We start from the raw sequence: 12817 nt of genomic DNA on the forward strand, positions 1-12817 counted from the left end.
GGTGAAGGTCAACCGCGCTGTTCCGGTTCCCTCCGCTTGTTAGCCTCGGTGCCGATCGAACCGACGTACGACAGGGAGTCCGCCGTGCCCCGCATCGCCCTCGCCACCTACGACCCCGGCGCCGAGCCCGGCAAGGACACCGATCTGCCGGAGCTGGTGCGGGCGCTCGGCGACGCCGGGGCCGAGGCGGAGGCCCGGTACTGGGACGACCCGGACGCCGACTGGGGCGCGTACGACCTCGTGGTCATCCGCTCCACCTGGGACTACAGCTGGCGCGCCGCCGAGTTCGCCGCCTGGGTGGACCGGGCCGGCGCGCTGACCCGGCTCGCCAACCCGGCCCCGGTGGTGCGCTGGAACACCGACAAGCGCTACCTCGGCGAGCTGGCGGCGGCCGGCGTGCCCACCGTGCCCACGCGCTACATAGCCCCGGGCGAGCCGGCCGACCTGCCCGCCGACCACGAGTACGTCGTCAAGCCGACGTCGGGCGCGGGCGCCCGCTTCGCCGCCCGCTACACCCCCGACCGGCACGAGACGGCGGTACGGCACCTCGCCCGGATGCACGCCGAGGGCTTCACGGCGATGGTCCAGCCGTACCTGCGCGGCATCGACGTCAGCGGGGAGCGGGCCCTGCAGTTCTTCGGCGGGCGGCTGCTGCACGCCAGCCGCAAGGGCGCGGTGCTGGCGCCGGGGACGCCGTACGACGCGGAGAAGGTGGCGCACCCGGACCTGGAGCGGTGGGAGCCGACGGCCGCCGAACTGGCGGTCGCCGACAAGGCGCTGGGCGCGGTCCCGGGCGGTTCCGGGCTGCTGTACGCGCGGGTGGACCTGGTGGACGGCGAGGACGGCGAGCCCCGGCTGATGGAGCTGGAGCTGGTGGAGCCGAACCTGTTCCTGTGGCTGCATCCGGAGTCGCTGGAGCGGGTGGTGGAAGCGATCCTGCACGCGGCCGGGACGGACTGACGCCCCTGGCCTGCCACGGGTGCCGTCGCCTATCGGACCGTCTCCCGGCACGCCTGCGCGTACGCCCGCACCAGCGGCCGGTCCCCGTCCTCCCGCCGCCACGCCAGTGCGTAGCGGCCGGGGTCGATGCCGCGGACCGGGCGGGTGGTGACCCCGCCCAGGGTGATCAGGGGCGCGTTGCCCTCCGCCACCAGGCAGACGCCGAGGCCCGCGACCAGGGCCTCGTACGTCTCCTCCGTGCCGGAGACCTCCGCGCCGACGCGGGGCGGGCGGCCGGCGCGGGCGTCCAGGGCGAGCCAGTGGTCGCGGAGGCGGCCCGCGCTCTGGGGGAGGGCGAGGAACGGCTCGTCCAGCAGGTCCGCGAAGTCGATCTCGGAGCGGGCGGCGAGGCGATGGGACTCGGGCAGGGCGAGCAGCCGGGGTTCCTCGGCGACCACCGTCCAGGCGTAGCGCTCCTCGTCGGGCAGCGGGAGCCAGACGAAGGCGACGTCCGCGGTGCCGTCCGCCAGGCCGGCCGTCGGATCGTCCCAGCTCATCTGGCGCAGCCGGACCGTGACCCCGGGGTGGGCGGCGGTGAAGCGGGAGCGGACGGCCGGCAGCAGGCCGCCCCGGCCCGGGCTGGTGCTCATGCCGACGACCAGCGTGCTGCGCTGGGCCGCCTTGGCCGCCTCCACGGCCGCCGCGCCCGCCTCCCACGCCGCCAGCACGGTCCGCGCGTGGGGGAGCAGCGCCTCACCCGCCGGTGTCAGGGCCACCCCGTGCCGGCCGCGCCGGAACAGCTCCGCCCCCAACTGCCGCTCCAGCGCCCGGATCTGCTTGCTCAGGGCGGGCTGGGAGACGTACAGCTTCTCGGCGGCGCGCGTGACGTGCAGTTCCTCGGCGACCGCGACGAAGTAGCGCAGGTCGCGGGCGTGGACGTCCTTGGTCATAACCGATGGTTATCACCGCGGGTCTTGGACGGGCAACGGCCTCCGGCGGCAGCCTGGGCGGTGTCGAACGAATCGAGAGGTCCGGGGAGTTGTGATGAACAAGGTGTGGCTGGTGACCGGGGCGGGCAGCGGTTTCGGGCGGGCGATCGCCGAGGCGGCCGTCGCCGCCGGTGACGTGGTGGTCGGCGCGGTCCGGCGGCCCGAGGCCCTGGACGACCTGGTGGCCGCCCATCCCGACCAGGTGGAGGCGCTGCGGCTGGACGTCACCGAGGTGGCCGCGGCCGAGGAGGCGGTCCGGGACGTCGTGGACCGGCACGGGCGGATCGACGTGCTGGTCAACAACGCGGGCCGGACCCATGTCGGCGCCGTCGAGGAGACCACCGACCAGGAGCTGCGGGACCTGTTCGACCTGCACCTCTTCGGGCCCGCCGCGCTGGTGCGGGCGGTGCTGCCGGCCATGCGGGAGCGGCGCTCGGGTGCGATCGTGCAGATGAGCAGCATGGGCGGCCAGATGTCCTTCGCGGGCTTCGGGGCGTACAGCGCCACGAAGTTCGCCCTGGAGGGCCTGTCCGAGGCGCTCGCCGACGAGGTGCGGGAGTACGGCGTCAAGGTGCTGATCGTGGAGCCGGGCGCGTTCCGGACCTCGCTGTTCGAGGCCGGCCGGGCCGGAGTCAGCTCCGACACCGGCACGTACGCCAAGGTGGGCGAGACCCGCGGCTTCGTCGCCGGCGGGCACGGCGGACAGCCCGGCGACCCGGCCAAGGCGGCCGCCCTGATCCTGGCCGCGCTGGACTCCGAGGACACCCCGCTGCGGCTGCCGCTCGGCGACGACGGGGTGAGCGCCGTCCTCGGCCACCTCGACCAGGTCCGCGAGGACGTCGCCGCCTGGGAGAAGCGGACCCGGGCGACGGGGTTCGACGACTGAGCCGGCCGGGCTAAGTGAGGACGCCCGTGCGCTGCAGCAGCCCCCAGGTGAACTCCGCGACCACCTCGTGCCGTACGCCGTCGCGGTCGGGCGCGGTGAAGGCGAGCCCCCAGCGGGTCGGCGCGGTGCCCTCCAGGGGGCGGGCCGGGGCGAAGGCGCGGGCGGCCTCGTCCACCGTGCACGACCAGGGGGCCAGGTCGTCCAGGGTCCGCAGCCGGGGCGGCGGGGCGCCGGGGGCGCGCACCAGCCACTCGTTCCACACCGCGCCGTCCGGCCCGACCAGCACCTCGAAACGCAGGTCGGGCCAGAGGGGCAGGGCCCAGCGCCGGGCCTCGCAGTCGGCGTCGCCCAGCCGGCGCGGGTGGACGGACTCGGGCGCGCCGAGGACCGAGCGGTACCGGGACGCGGCGGACCGCGCCCTGGGCGAGCGGACCATCGCCTGCCAGCGCTTGTTGGTCTCCCGCATCTCGGCGATCGACACCCCGAGCCGCCGCCGGGCGTCCTCGACCAGCTCCGGGTTGTGGTCGGCCATGCGGCGCAGCAGCACCAGCTGGAAGTCGAGGTCCATGGCACCCATGGTGCCCGGCCCCCGGGTGTCCGCTCCCACCCATTGCCCGCGCAACGCCGCATGACTAGCCTGTGTTCGTCATGCCGATCGCCTGTTGATATCTCGAACACCCGGGATGTCGGACGGCGCTTAGACCCAAGGGAGGGGGCCGGACGTGGGACGCCTCGTGCCTGCCGTGACCCGGGCTCTCGACATTCTGGAGCTGTTCCTCGACGGGGACGGGACGCTCTCCGCACCCGACATCGTGCGCAGGCTCCAGCTGCCGCGCACCACCGTGCACGAACTGGTCACCACGCTCGCCGCGCGGTCGTACATCGTGCCCGTGCCCGGACAGCCCGGACGCTACCGGCTCGGGGTGCGCCCGTACCAGCTCGGCAGCCGCTACGCCGAACAGCTGGACCTCGCCGCCGAGGGCCAGCAGGTGGCCCGCTCGGTCGCCGAGACCTGCGACGAGACCGTCCACGTGGCGATCCTCGAGGGCACCGACGTCATCTACATCGCCAAGGTCGACTCCACGCACGCGGTGCGCATGGTCTCGGCCGCCGGCCGCCGGCTCCCCGCCCACTGCACCTCCGTCGGCAAGATGCTGCTCGCCTCGCTGCCGGAGCAGGAACTCGCCGCCCGCATCCCGGACGACGCCGAGCTGACCGCGATGACCCCGAACAGCATCACCGAACCCGGCGCGCTGCGCGAGGCCCTGGCCGGGATCCGGCAGCGGGGCATCGCCGTGGAGAGCCGCGAGTCCAACCCGGACGTCAGCTGCGTGGCCGCGCCCGTGCGCGACCGCACCGGCCAGGTCGTCGCGGCGCTGTCCATCTCGGTCCCCATGATCCGCTGGAGCGACGAGCGCCGGGTCGAGCTGGAGCAGCTCGCGGCGAAAGGCGCGGCGGAGCTGTCCGAGCGGCTCGGCCACCGGAGCGCGCTGTGAGCGCCGGGTACGAGGTCGCCGTACGGGCCGAGGCGGAGCTGGGCGAGGGCCCCACCTGGGATGCGGCGACGGGCCGGCTGATCTGGCTCGACATCCTGAGCATGCGGGTGCAGACCTACGACCCGGCGACGGGCCGGCGCACGGTGCGCACCACCGAGCAGCACGTGGGCGCGGTCAAGCCGCGCGCGGGCGGCGGACTGGTGCTCAACCTGCGGGACGGCGTGGGCCTGCTGGACCCCGACGACGGCTTCCGCTGGCTGCACCACGAGCCGGTCCAGGGCCGCCGCGCGAACGACGCGGCGGTCGCGCCCGACGGCTCGCTGTGGGCGGGCACCATGCGCTACGACGAGGCGCCGGGCGGCGGCACGCTGACCCGGTTCACCGGCGACGGCACGGCGGAGACGGTGCTCTCCGACGTCACGGTCAGCAACGGCACCGGGTGGAGCCCCGACGGGCGCCTGATGTACTACACCGACACCCCGACCCGCCGGGTGGACGTCTTCGACTACGACGGCGAGCGCGTCCACGGCCGCCGCACGCTGGTGGAGATCGAGGACGGCGCGGGCTTCCCGGACGGGCTGACGGTCGACGCGGACGGATGCGTGTGGGTGGCGCTGTGGGACGGGGGAGCGGTGCGGCGCTACACGCCGGACGGCGTCCTGGACCGGGTGATCACCCTGCCCACGCCGCGCACGACGGCCTGCGCGTTCGGCGGCGCCGGCCTGACCGACCTGTACGTCACGACCGCGCGCGTCGGCCTGCCGGCCCCGCATCCGGTGGCGGGGTCCTTGCTGGTGATCCCGGGCGCGGGCCAGGGCCTGCCCCAGCCGGCGTTCAGGGGCTGATCCCGGAGGGCGGCGGGCTAGAGCAGCTCCGCCGCCTTCCGCTCCTCCGCGGTCAACGGCGGCCCTGCCAGCGGGGGTTTCAGGGGTCCCACCGCGGCGGCGGCGAGCACGCTCGGGGTCAGCAGGACCTGGGCGCCCCGTTCCAGCGACGTCACGTCGGTGACCCGGCGGGCGACGCGTCCGTTGCCCGTCGCGGTGTACATCAGCCGTCCGACGTAGGCCGAGACGAGCCGGTCCCGCAGGGTCGGGCCGGAGGCCGTCGCGCCGGGGTAGAACACGTCCTGGCCCAGCGCCAGGTCCCATGCGGCGCGGACCGGGCGGGCGACGGCCCGCTGCACGCGGCGCGCCAGTCCGGGCCGGCCCCAGCCGTGCCGCCGGACCACCTCGCGGAGCAGTACGGCGCTCTGCGCGGCGGCGGACAGGCCGTGGCCGTAGACGGGGTTGAACACGGCGAGCGCGTCGCCGAGGACGGCGAAGTTCTCGGGCCAGGCCGGCATGCGCTCGTAGAAGTGCCGGCGGTTGAGCGTGGCGCGGGTGACCGCCACGTCCGACAGCGGCTCGGCGTGCTCCAGCAGCTCGCCGAGCAGGGGATGGCGCAGCCGGTCGCGGGCGAAGGGGAGGAACTCCTCGTTCGCGGCGGAGGGTTCGCCGCCGCGCGTGCCGGCGAGGGTGACGATCCAGCGGCCGTTCTCGACGGGCAGCAGGAACCCGGAGCGTCCCGGCCCGTCGGCCCGGGGATCGAGTTGCAGGTTGACCACCGGGAAGTCCTCCCGAGCGCCCTCGGGCGCGAGGAAGAGCCGGCTCGCGTAGACCAGGCCCGGGTCGGCCTCGCGGGTCCGCGGCGCGGGCAGCCCCAGCTCCGCCAGCCAGCGCGGGGCCCGCGAGCCGCGCCCGGTGGCGTCGACCACCAGGCCGGCCGGCAGGGTGTGCTCGGCGCCGTCCCGGGACCGGACGCGTACGCCCGTCACCGCGGCACCGGTGCCGGTGAGGCCGAGCGCCTCGGCGCCGTCGAGGAGTTCGATCCGCGGGTCGGCGAGGACCTGTGCGCGGATCGTGGCGTCCAGCAGGTCCCGGCCGGCCAGGATCACATGGTGGGACTCGGGCCAGCGCCGGAACCAGCCCTGCGCGGACAGGGCGACCACGCCCGTGGTGACGGGGTGCCGGCGCCCGCCCGCCGCCTGAAGCGCTTCGGTGATGCCCGGCAGCAGCTCCTCCACGGCCCGCACGCCGCCCGACCACAGCATGTGGGCGTGCCGGGCCTGCGGCAGCCCCTTGCGGGGCTCGGCGCCCCGGGGCAGCGTGTCACGCTCGACGACGACCACCCGGTCGGCGGAGTCGGCCAGCGCGCGTGCCGCGAGCATGCCGGTGTGGGATCCCCCCAGCACGACGGCCGTTCTGGCGGGCAAGGAGGCTTCACTCATGCGCGGGCACGCTCTCTGCCGGGGCGGCCGCGCGGGCGCGTACCGCCGTGATCTCGTCGTGGTGGCGGAGGGCTTGGGACACGGCCTGGATCTCCCGCAGGAGGTAGGCGGTGTCCGGGCCGGAGGGGGAGCCGGCGGCCCGGTCGCGGGCCGGCCGCTCGCCGCCCGCGGCCTCCAGCAGCGTCACCGCGGCGGCCAGGGCCCTGGCCCGGCCGGGTGCGCAGCCGAGGGCGAGAGCGGCGTCGTACGCACGCGTGCGCAGGTCCTCGTCCAGGTGGCGGGAGAGTTGCAGCAGGGCGTCGCGGATGAACGTCTCGCGGCGGATCAGGCGCAGTTCGGCGGGGGCGTGCGGGGCGAACGGCTCGCGCTCGCCGGTGACGGTGCGCATCAGCTGGTACAGGGGGCGCAGCGCGCGGTGGCGCAGCCGGACGTGCCAGCGCTCGTGCAGATACTGGCCGACGTGCGGGACGATGAAGCCCGCCGCGACCAGGCTGGCGGAGACGCAGGCGCCCGCCGGTGCCACGTTGGTGCTCAGCCAGTCCAGGTCGTGTCCGGTCCAGCGGGCGACGACGGCGGTGAGCTTGGCCGCGTCGAAGCACAGGTTCGTGGCGTAGCCGACGCCCAGCAGCCGCAGTCCCCAGCGCAGCCAGGCGTCCAGGCCGTCGGTGCGTTTCCAGTTCCAGATCAGCCGGGCCGTGATCGAGCAGGCCACGGTGTGGGCGACGAGGTAGAGCAGGATCTCCTCGCGCATGAACGGCGTGGTGGCGTAGTAGGTGTCCAGGTCCCGCAGCCGCTCCACGGGCACGTCGGCGAGGGCGAACAGCACCCACAGGGCGACGACCACGCCCGCGTAGACCGACACCACCCAGCGGGTCGTCCGGCGGGTGCGGGCCGCGTCGGAGCGGCCGTTGCGCCAGGCGGTGATCAGCAGCAGCCAGGACGCGCACAGCGCGGTGAGCAGCGAGTACACCCAGGGCGCCGAGATGTTCGGCACCCCGGTGACCCGGTTGGTCCAGGCGACGGTCCGGGGGGCGGCGAAGACGAACACCGCGCACGCGAACAGCAGCAGCCCGCCGACGGCGCGCAGCAGGGGGTCCCGCCACATCCGGAGGATGCCGGGCAGCTTGATGACCAGGGCGACGGCCAGGACGGCCGTCGGGATCCAGAAGGACACGGAGATCTCGCCGAGCGGCTCCGGCGGATCGAACGCGAGCATCACCGCGCGGCACCTCTCCTTTTCGGCGCCCGGTCCGCCTCGGGGGCGCGCCCCTTCGGCTCACCCGTCGCCTCGACACGTCCCCGGTAGCCGAGGGTCCGCTGCACCGGGCCGAGGGACCGCGGCGCCGGGCCGGGAGGGCCGTCGGAGCCGGCGCCGGCGAGCCGGCGCCGGAACCGGGCCGCCAGGCGGTGCCCGAAGTCGTCCGCCTCGGCCTCGTCGGCCTCCCGGGAGCCGTGGCGCGCGGCCACCGTGAGGGGCGTGTCCCGCCAGCCGGGCGCGTCGGCGAGCGCGCGGGCGGCCGCGTCGCCGGCGACGCCGGGATGCCGGCGCCCGGTGTGCAGATGCCACAGCTCATGGCCGAGGATCACCAGTTGCTGCACGGCCTCGGCCCGCTCCTCGACGATCACCAGGTCGAAGTCGGCGAACTCCAGCCACAGCCCGGTGACCTCGATCTCGTCCGGGAAGCGCTCGAAACGCAGCCGCACCGGCCGCCCGCCGCGCAGGGCGCTCATCTCCTCGCACAGCGCACGGCACAACTCCCGTACCCCGCCGGGCGGTTCCGGCCGGGCCTCGACGGCGGCGGCGAGGCCGGCGGCCAGCGCGCGCATCGCCGAGCCGGGCCGGGAACGCCGCAGCCGTGCGGCCAGGCGTGCCGTGCGCTCCCGCGCGCCCGCGATGCCCATCGGTCCCCCTTCCGCCGGTCCGAGCGTACGCGGCTGGGCGTGTCCCCGTCATGACATCGCGGCGAGGTGCGCCGGACGGCCGCCCCTTGAAAACCCGCCTATGAGCTTGTGTCCGACCCATTGACGCGGCAAGTGCTTCGAATCTACGGTCCCGTTCGAAGTTACGAGCGTCATTCGATATATCGAACGTCTGCTTTCTGATCCACGATCCTCGGGACGGTGGGGGCAAGGTATGGGACAACCTGGCCTGAATCGCAGGCAACTCCTGGGCGCCGCGGGAGGGCTGGCGGTGGCCGGCGCCTTCGGCTTCGCCGCACTCGGCACCGGAGCCGATGCGCTCGCCTCCACCGCGCGCACCCGCGTGCGCTACTGGAACCTCTTCAGCGGCGGCGACGGCTCCAACATGATCGCGATGCTGGACGCCTTCCGTGCGAGCCACCCCGGCATCGCGGTGAAGGACGCCACCCTCCAGTGGGGCAGCCCCTACTACACCAAGCTCGCCATGGCGGCCGCCGGAAACCGCGCCCCCGACCTCGGCGTGATGCACATGGGCCGGGTCGCGGGCTTCTCGCCGGGCCGCCTGCTGGACCCCTGGGACGTCGGCCTGCTCGCCAAGTACGGCGTGCGGGAGGCGGACTACAACCCCAGGCTGTGGCAACGCGGCGTCATCGACGGCAAGTTGTACGCGCTGCCGCTCGACATCCACGTACAGCTCTGCTTCTACCGCAGGGACGTGCTGAAGAAGGCCGGCCTGCTCGGCGACGACGGCCGGATGATCCCGGTGACCTCCACCACCGAGTGGTTCGACGTCCTGAAGAAGGCCAAGGCCGCCCAGAAGAAGGGCCTGCAGACCATCGGCCTGTGGACCAACGACCAGAACTTCCAGTGGTGGTTCTTCGTCGCCTTCTACACCCAGCTCGGCGGCCAGTGGTTCAACGACGCCCGTACCGAGGTCCTCTTCGACACCGGCAAGGCCACCCAGGTCCTGGAGTTCTTCCGGCAGCACGTCACCGACGGCTATGTCATCCCGGGCGCGCCCACCGGCGAGCAGTTCATCAACGGCGCCCCCTTCACCTGGGAGGGCAACTGGTCGGTGCCGGTCTTCTCCGCCGCCAAGCTCGACTACGGCGCGACCCCGCTGCCGCCCGTCTTCGGCAGGCAGGCCACCCACGCCGAGTCGCACTCCTTCGTCCTGCCGCACCAGGCGGGCCGCGGCGGCGCCACCAACGAGGCCGCGCACCAACTGGCCGCCTACGTCGTCCGGCACGCCCTCCAGTGGGCGGCCGGCGGACACATCCCCGCCTACACGCCGACCCTGTCCACGGCCGCGTACAAGAAGCTCCAGCCGCAGAACGAGTACGTCTCCGCCATGGACCACCAGGCCACCGAGCCGAAGGTGTGGTTCGCGGGCTCCACCGGCATCCTCGCCCAGGACCTCGGTCCGATGGTCGTCTCCTCGACCATGGGCTCGGCGAAGCCCGCCTCGGTCGCGCGGAAGATGAAGAACCAGCTCGTCAAGCTCCTCGCCGGTAAGAACCCGATGGACGGCAAGACCGCCGCGCAGGGAGGTGCGGCCGCATGACGACCAGTGCCGAGAACATCGTCGCCCCCGCGCGCGTACGCACCGCCGCGGCCACCGCGACCGTCCGCCGCAAGCAGGGCTTCCAGCACGGCGGCTGGTTCGTCGCCCCGTTCCTGCTGCTGTTCGTGCTCTTCGTGATCTGGCCGCTGCTGCGCGGCGTCTACCTCAGTTTCACGGACGCCAACATCTCCGGCGAGGGCGCGAGCTTCATCGGCCTCGACAACTACCGCGAGGCGCTGCACGACCCGATGATGTGGGACGCGCTCGGCCACAGCGCCTACTTCACCCTGCTCGTCGTGCCGTGCATCACGGTCCTCGCCTTCCTCCTCGCGATGCTCGCCCACCACATCGAGCGCGGGAAGTGGCTGTGGCGCCTGTGCTTCTTCGCGCCCTTCCTGCTGCCCTCGACGGTCGCGGGCAACATGTGGCAGTGGCTGTTCACCCAGGGCATCGGCCTGTTCAACCAGACCCTCGGCATCGACACGCCCTGGCTGACCGACAAGTCGTACGCGATGCTCGCCATCGTCATCGAGACCCTGTGGTGGACGGTCGGCTTCTCCTTCCTGCTGTACCTCGCCGCGCTCCAGGGCATCCCCGCCCACCTCTACGAGGCCGCCAAGCTGGACGGCGCCAACGCCTGGCACCGCATGGTCCACATCACCCTGCCGATGCTGCGCCACATCACCGGCCTGGTGATCGCGCTCCAGGTCCTCGCCTCGCTCCAGCTCTTCGACCAGGCCGTGGTGATGTTCGACTTCGGCACCGGCCCGGAGAACAGCACCCGGCCGTTCGTGCAGTACACCCTCGAACAGGGCTTCACCAGCTACCGCGTGGGTTACGCCTCCGCGATGTCCATCATCTTCTTCGTGATCATCGCAGTCGTCGCCCTGGCGCGGATGTGGCTGCTGCGCAACCGTGAGGAGGGCGGCCGATGACCACCGCCGTACAGATCCGCAAGCGGTCCCGCAGGCCCTGGACGCCGAGCCAGATCGTCCTCACGCTGATCGGCGTCGCCGTCTCCGCCGTGTTCGTGGCGCCGATCGCCGCGGCCCTGTTCACCTCGCTGAAGTCCGAGGCCGAGGCCGCCGAGATCCCGCCGCACTGGCTGCCGAGGCACTGGACCGGGCAGGCCTGGAAGGCCCTGTTCGACACCGGCAACATCACGAACTGGTTCGTGAACTCCCTGGTCGTCTCCGTCTGCGTGACCACCATCGTGCTGCTGGTCAGCGCGCTCGCCGGATACGGCTTCGCGCGCACCGAGTTCCGCGGCAAGAGCGTCCTCATGGGCGTCGTCATGGCGGGCCTGATGGTCTCCCCGGCGGTCCTCGGCGTGCCGCTGTTCACCACGGTCCAGCAGATGGGCATGGTCGACACCTACTGGGGCATGATCCTGCCGCAGTGCGCGCCCGCCGCGATGGTCTACATCCTCTACAAGTTCTTCCAGGGCGTCCCGCGCGAACTGGAGGAGGCCGCCTTCATCGACGGCGCGGGCCGCTGGCGGGTGTTCTTCACGATCGTCCTGCCGCTGTCCCGCCCCTCCCTCGCCGCGGTCGGCATCTTCACCTTCATCGCGTCCTGGAACAACTTCCTGTGGCCCTACATGGTCACCAACAACCCCGACCTGATGACCATGCCGAACGGCATCGCGACCGTCATGAACTCCTACGGCATCCAGTGGGCCCAGCTCATGGCCGGCGGCCTGATGGCGGGCCTGCCGCTGATCGTCGTCTTCGTCTTCTTCCAACGGCAGATCGTGGCGGGCGTCGCCCACACGGGATTGGCGGGACAGTGAGTGTGCGCAGAGCGGTGACGGCCGCCGCGGCGGCGGTTCTCCTGGCCGTCCTCCCCAACACGGCGCAGGCGGCGGCGAGTTACCCCGACCCCCTGCCGATCAACGGCCAGCAGATCATCCACGACCCCACGGTCATCCACCTGAAGTCCGGCGGCTACGTCGCCTACTCGACCGGCGGGATCATCGGAGCCCGCACGTCGAAGGACCTGCGCCAGTGGGACGACGCCGGCAACGCCTTCGCCGCCCCGCCGAGTTGGTGGTACGAGTACAACGACACCGGTGACCCCTGGGCCCCGGACATCTCGTACCGGGCGGGCCGGTACTGGCTGTACTACGCCGTGTCGAGCTGGGGCACCAACCACTCCGCGATCGGCGTGGCCACCTCCCCCTCCGGCCTGCCCGGCACCTGGACCGACCACGGCAAGGCTTTCAGCTCGGAGACGACGGACACCTGGAACGCCATCGATCCCGCGGTCGTCCGCGCCGACGGCAGGCTGTGGATGGCGTTCGGCTCCTACTGGACCGGCATCCGCATGGTCGAACTCGACCCCGCGACCGGCAAGGCGATCCCCGGCGCCGAGGTCCGCCACCTGGCGACCCGCCCCGACGCCCCGTACGCGGTCGAGGGCGCGTCGATCGTCCACCACGGCCGCTACTACTACCTGTTCGCCTCGTACGACGCCTGCTGCCAGGGAGTGAACTCCACCTACAAGATCCGCGTCGGCCGCTCGGCCTCGGTGACCGGCCCCTACACCGACAGCACCGGCAAACCGATGCTGGAGGGCGGCGGCGATCTCGTCCTGGCGAGCCACGGCCGCTACATCGGGCCCGGCGGAGAATCCGCGTTCCGCGCCGACGGCACGACCTGGCTGGCCTACCACTACTACGACGCGAACGACGACGGCACGCCCAAGCTGGGCCTGAACCGGCTCGCCTGGCGTTCCGACTGGCCTGTTGTGAAGTGA

13 protein-coding genes are annotated in these 12817 nt (G+C 73.1%); 8 read left to right on the forward strand and 5 right to left on the reverse strand.

The annotated features are described in order from the left end of the window. Positions 1 to 84 precede the first annotated feature (84 nt). The gene (locus tag ACGFZN_RS23465; protein ID WP_393860411.1) at positions 85 to 960 is read left to right on the forward strand and encodes a RimK family alpha-L-glutamate ligase; all 876 of its coding nucleotides are present in this window, start codon (positions 85 to 87) and stop codon (positions 958 to 960) included. A gap of 29 nt (positions 961 to 989) precedes the next feature. On the opposite strand, the gene ACGFZN_RS23470 is transcribed toward ACGFZN_RS23465, so the two are convergent. Then, positions 990 to 1889: a LysR family transcriptional regulator gene (locus tag ACGFZN_RS23470; RefSeq protein ID WP_393860412.1), complete on the reverse strand. Its 900-nt coding sequence runs from the start codon at positions 1887 to 1889 to the stop codon at positions 990 to 992. Positions 1890 to 1983: 94 nt separating this feature from the next. Here ACGFZN_RS23470 and ACGFZN_RS23475 point away from each other — a divergent pair, with 94 nt between their 5' ends. Continuing rightward, positions 1984 to 2814, forward strand: coding sequence for an oxidoreductase (locus ACGFZN_RS23475; protein WP_393860413.1), 831 nt, complete (start codon positions 1984 to 1986; stop codon positions 2812 to 2814). A gap of 10 nt (positions 2815 to 2824) precedes the next feature. On the opposite strand, the gene ACGFZN_RS23480 is transcribed toward ACGFZN_RS23475, so the two are convergent. Then, positions 2825 to 3382, reverse strand: coding sequence for a hypothetical protein (locus ACGFZN_RS23480; protein ID WP_393860414.1), 558 nt, complete (start codon positions 3380 to 3382; stop codon positions 2825 to 2827). Positions 3383 to 3536: 154 nt separating this feature from the next. On the opposite strand from ACGFZN_RS23480, the gene ACGFZN_RS23485 reads away from it, so the two are divergent. Both ACGFZN_RS23485 and ACGFZN_RS23490 read left to right on the forward strand, forming a co-directional pair. Then, the gene (locus ACGFZN_RS23485; protein WP_393860415.1) at positions 3537 to 4310 is read left to right on the forward strand and encodes an IclR family transcriptional regulator; all 774 of its coding nucleotides are present in this window, start codon (positions 3537 to 3539) and stop codon (positions 4308 to 4310) included. Continuing rightward, the gene (locus ACGFZN_RS23490) at positions 4307 to 5155 is read left to right on the forward strand and encodes an SMP-30/gluconolactonase/LRE family protein (RefSeq protein WP_393860416.1); all 849 of its coding nucleotides are present in this window, start codon (positions 4307 to 4309) and stop codon (positions 5153 to 5155) included. The genes ACGFZN_RS23485 and ACGFZN_RS23490 overlap by 4 nt, the downstream gene beginning before the upstream one ends. A gap of 17 nt (positions 5156 to 5172) precedes the next feature. On the opposite strand, the gene ACGFZN_RS23495 is transcribed toward ACGFZN_RS23490, so the two are convergent. From ACGFZN_RS23495 to ACGFZN_RS23505, 3 genes are read right to left on the reverse strand one after another with little or no spacing between them, the layout of a single operon-like run. Next, a complete protein-coding gene (locus ACGFZN_RS23495; protein ID WP_393860417.1) occupies positions 5173 to 6576 on the reverse strand; it encodes an FAD-dependent oxidoreductase in 1404 nt (467 codons plus the stop codon). Beyond that, positions 6569 to 7792 carry an MAB_1171c family putative transporter gene (locus ACGFZN_RS23500; RefSeq protein WP_393860418.1) on the reverse strand — a complete coding sequence of 408 codons (1224 nt, stop codon included), beginning with the start codon at positions 7790 to 7792 and terminating at the stop codon, positions 6569 to 6571. The genes ACGFZN_RS23495 and ACGFZN_RS23500 overlap by 8 nt, the downstream gene beginning before the upstream one ends. Further along, entirely contained in the window at positions 7792 to 8478 is a 687-nt protein-coding gene (locus tag ACGFZN_RS23505) for a toxin-antitoxin system, toxin component family protein (protein ID WP_393860419.1), read from the reverse strand. The genes ACGFZN_RS23500 and ACGFZN_RS23505 overlap by 1 nt, the downstream gene beginning before the upstream one ends. 232 nt (positions 8479 to 8710) lie before the next feature. On the opposite strand from ACGFZN_RS23505, the gene ACGFZN_RS23510 reads away from it, so the two are divergent. Genes ACGFZN_RS23510 through ACGFZN_RS23525 form a run of 4 tightly spaced genes read left to right on the forward strand, consistent with a single transcriptional unit; the run spans position 8711 to position 12817 of the window. Further along, entirely contained in the window at positions 8711 to 10060 is a 1350-nt protein-coding gene (locus ACGFZN_RS23510) for an extracellular solute-binding protein (RefSeq protein WP_393860420.1), read from the forward strand. Continuing rightward, positions 10057 to 10995 carry a carbohydrate ABC transporter permease gene (locus ACGFZN_RS23515; RefSeq protein WP_393860421.1) on the forward strand — a complete coding sequence of 313 codons (939 nt, stop codon included), beginning with the start codon at positions 10057 to 10059 and terminating at the stop codon, positions 10993 to 10995. The genes ACGFZN_RS23510 and ACGFZN_RS23515 overlap by 4 nt, the downstream gene beginning before the upstream one ends. After that, complete coding sequence (locus ACGFZN_RS23520) at positions 10992 to 11852, forward strand: carbohydrate ABC transporter permease (RefSeq protein ID WP_393860422.1); 861 nt, start codon at positions 10992 to 10994, stop codon at positions 11850 to 11852. The genes ACGFZN_RS23515 and ACGFZN_RS23520 overlap by 4 nt, the downstream gene beginning before the upstream one ends. Beyond that, positions 11849 to 12817 (forward strand): arabinan endo-1,5-alpha-L-arabinosidase, encoded by a 969-nt coding sequence (locus ACGFZN_RS23525; protein WP_393860423.1) that lies wholly within the window; start codon positions 11849 to 11851, stop codon positions 12815 to 12817. The genes ACGFZN_RS23520 and ACGFZN_RS23525 overlap by 4 nt, the downstream gene beginning before the upstream one ends.

The sequence above is a fragment of the Streptomyces sp. NPDC048192 genome, from assembly GCF_043202415.1.
Lineage (GTDB): Bacteria > Actinomycetota > Actinomycetes > Streptomycetales > Streptomycetaceae > Streptomyces.

Bases quoted from the DNA above. Each gene is read 5' to 3' on its own strand.
- ACGFZN_RS23500 (WP_393860418.1), bottom strand. From the start codon at position 7,792: ATGCTCGCGTTCGATCCGCCGGAGCCGCTCGGCGAGATCTCCGTGTCC.
- ACGFZN_RS23510 (WP_393860420.1), top strand. From the start codon at position 8,711: ATGGGACAACCTGGCCTGAATCGCAGGCAACTCCTGGGCGCCGCGGGA.
- ACGFZN_RS23470 (WP_393860412.1), bottom strand. From the start codon at position 1,889: ATGACCAAGGACGTCCACGCCCGCGACCTGCGCTACTTCGTCGCGGTC.
- ACGFZN_RS23505 (WP_393860419.1), bottom strand. From the start codon at position 8,478: ATGGGCATCGCGGGCGCGCGGGAGCGCACGGCACGCCTGGCCGCACGG.
- ACGFZN_RS23480 (WP_393860414.1), bottom strand. From the start codon at position 3,382: ATGGACCTCGACTTCCAGCTGGTGCTGCTGCGCCGCATGGCCGACCAC.
- ACGFZN_RS23475 (WP_393860413.1), top strand. From the start codon at position 1,984: ATGAACAAGGTGTGGCTGGTGACCGGGGCGGGCAGCGGTTTCGGGCGG.
- ACGFZN_RS23515 (WP_393860421.1), top strand. From the start codon at position 10,057: ATGACGACCAGTGCCGAGAACATCGTCGCCCCCGCGCGCGTACGCACC.
- ACGFZN_RS23520 (WP_393860422.1), top strand. From the start codon at position 10,992: ATGACCACCGCCGTACAGATCCGCAAGCGGTCCCGCAGGCCCTGGACG.
- ACGFZN_RS23495 (WP_393860417.1), bottom strand. From the start codon at position 6,576: ATGAGTGAAGCCTCCTTGCCCGCCAGAACGGCCGTCGTGCTGGGGGGA.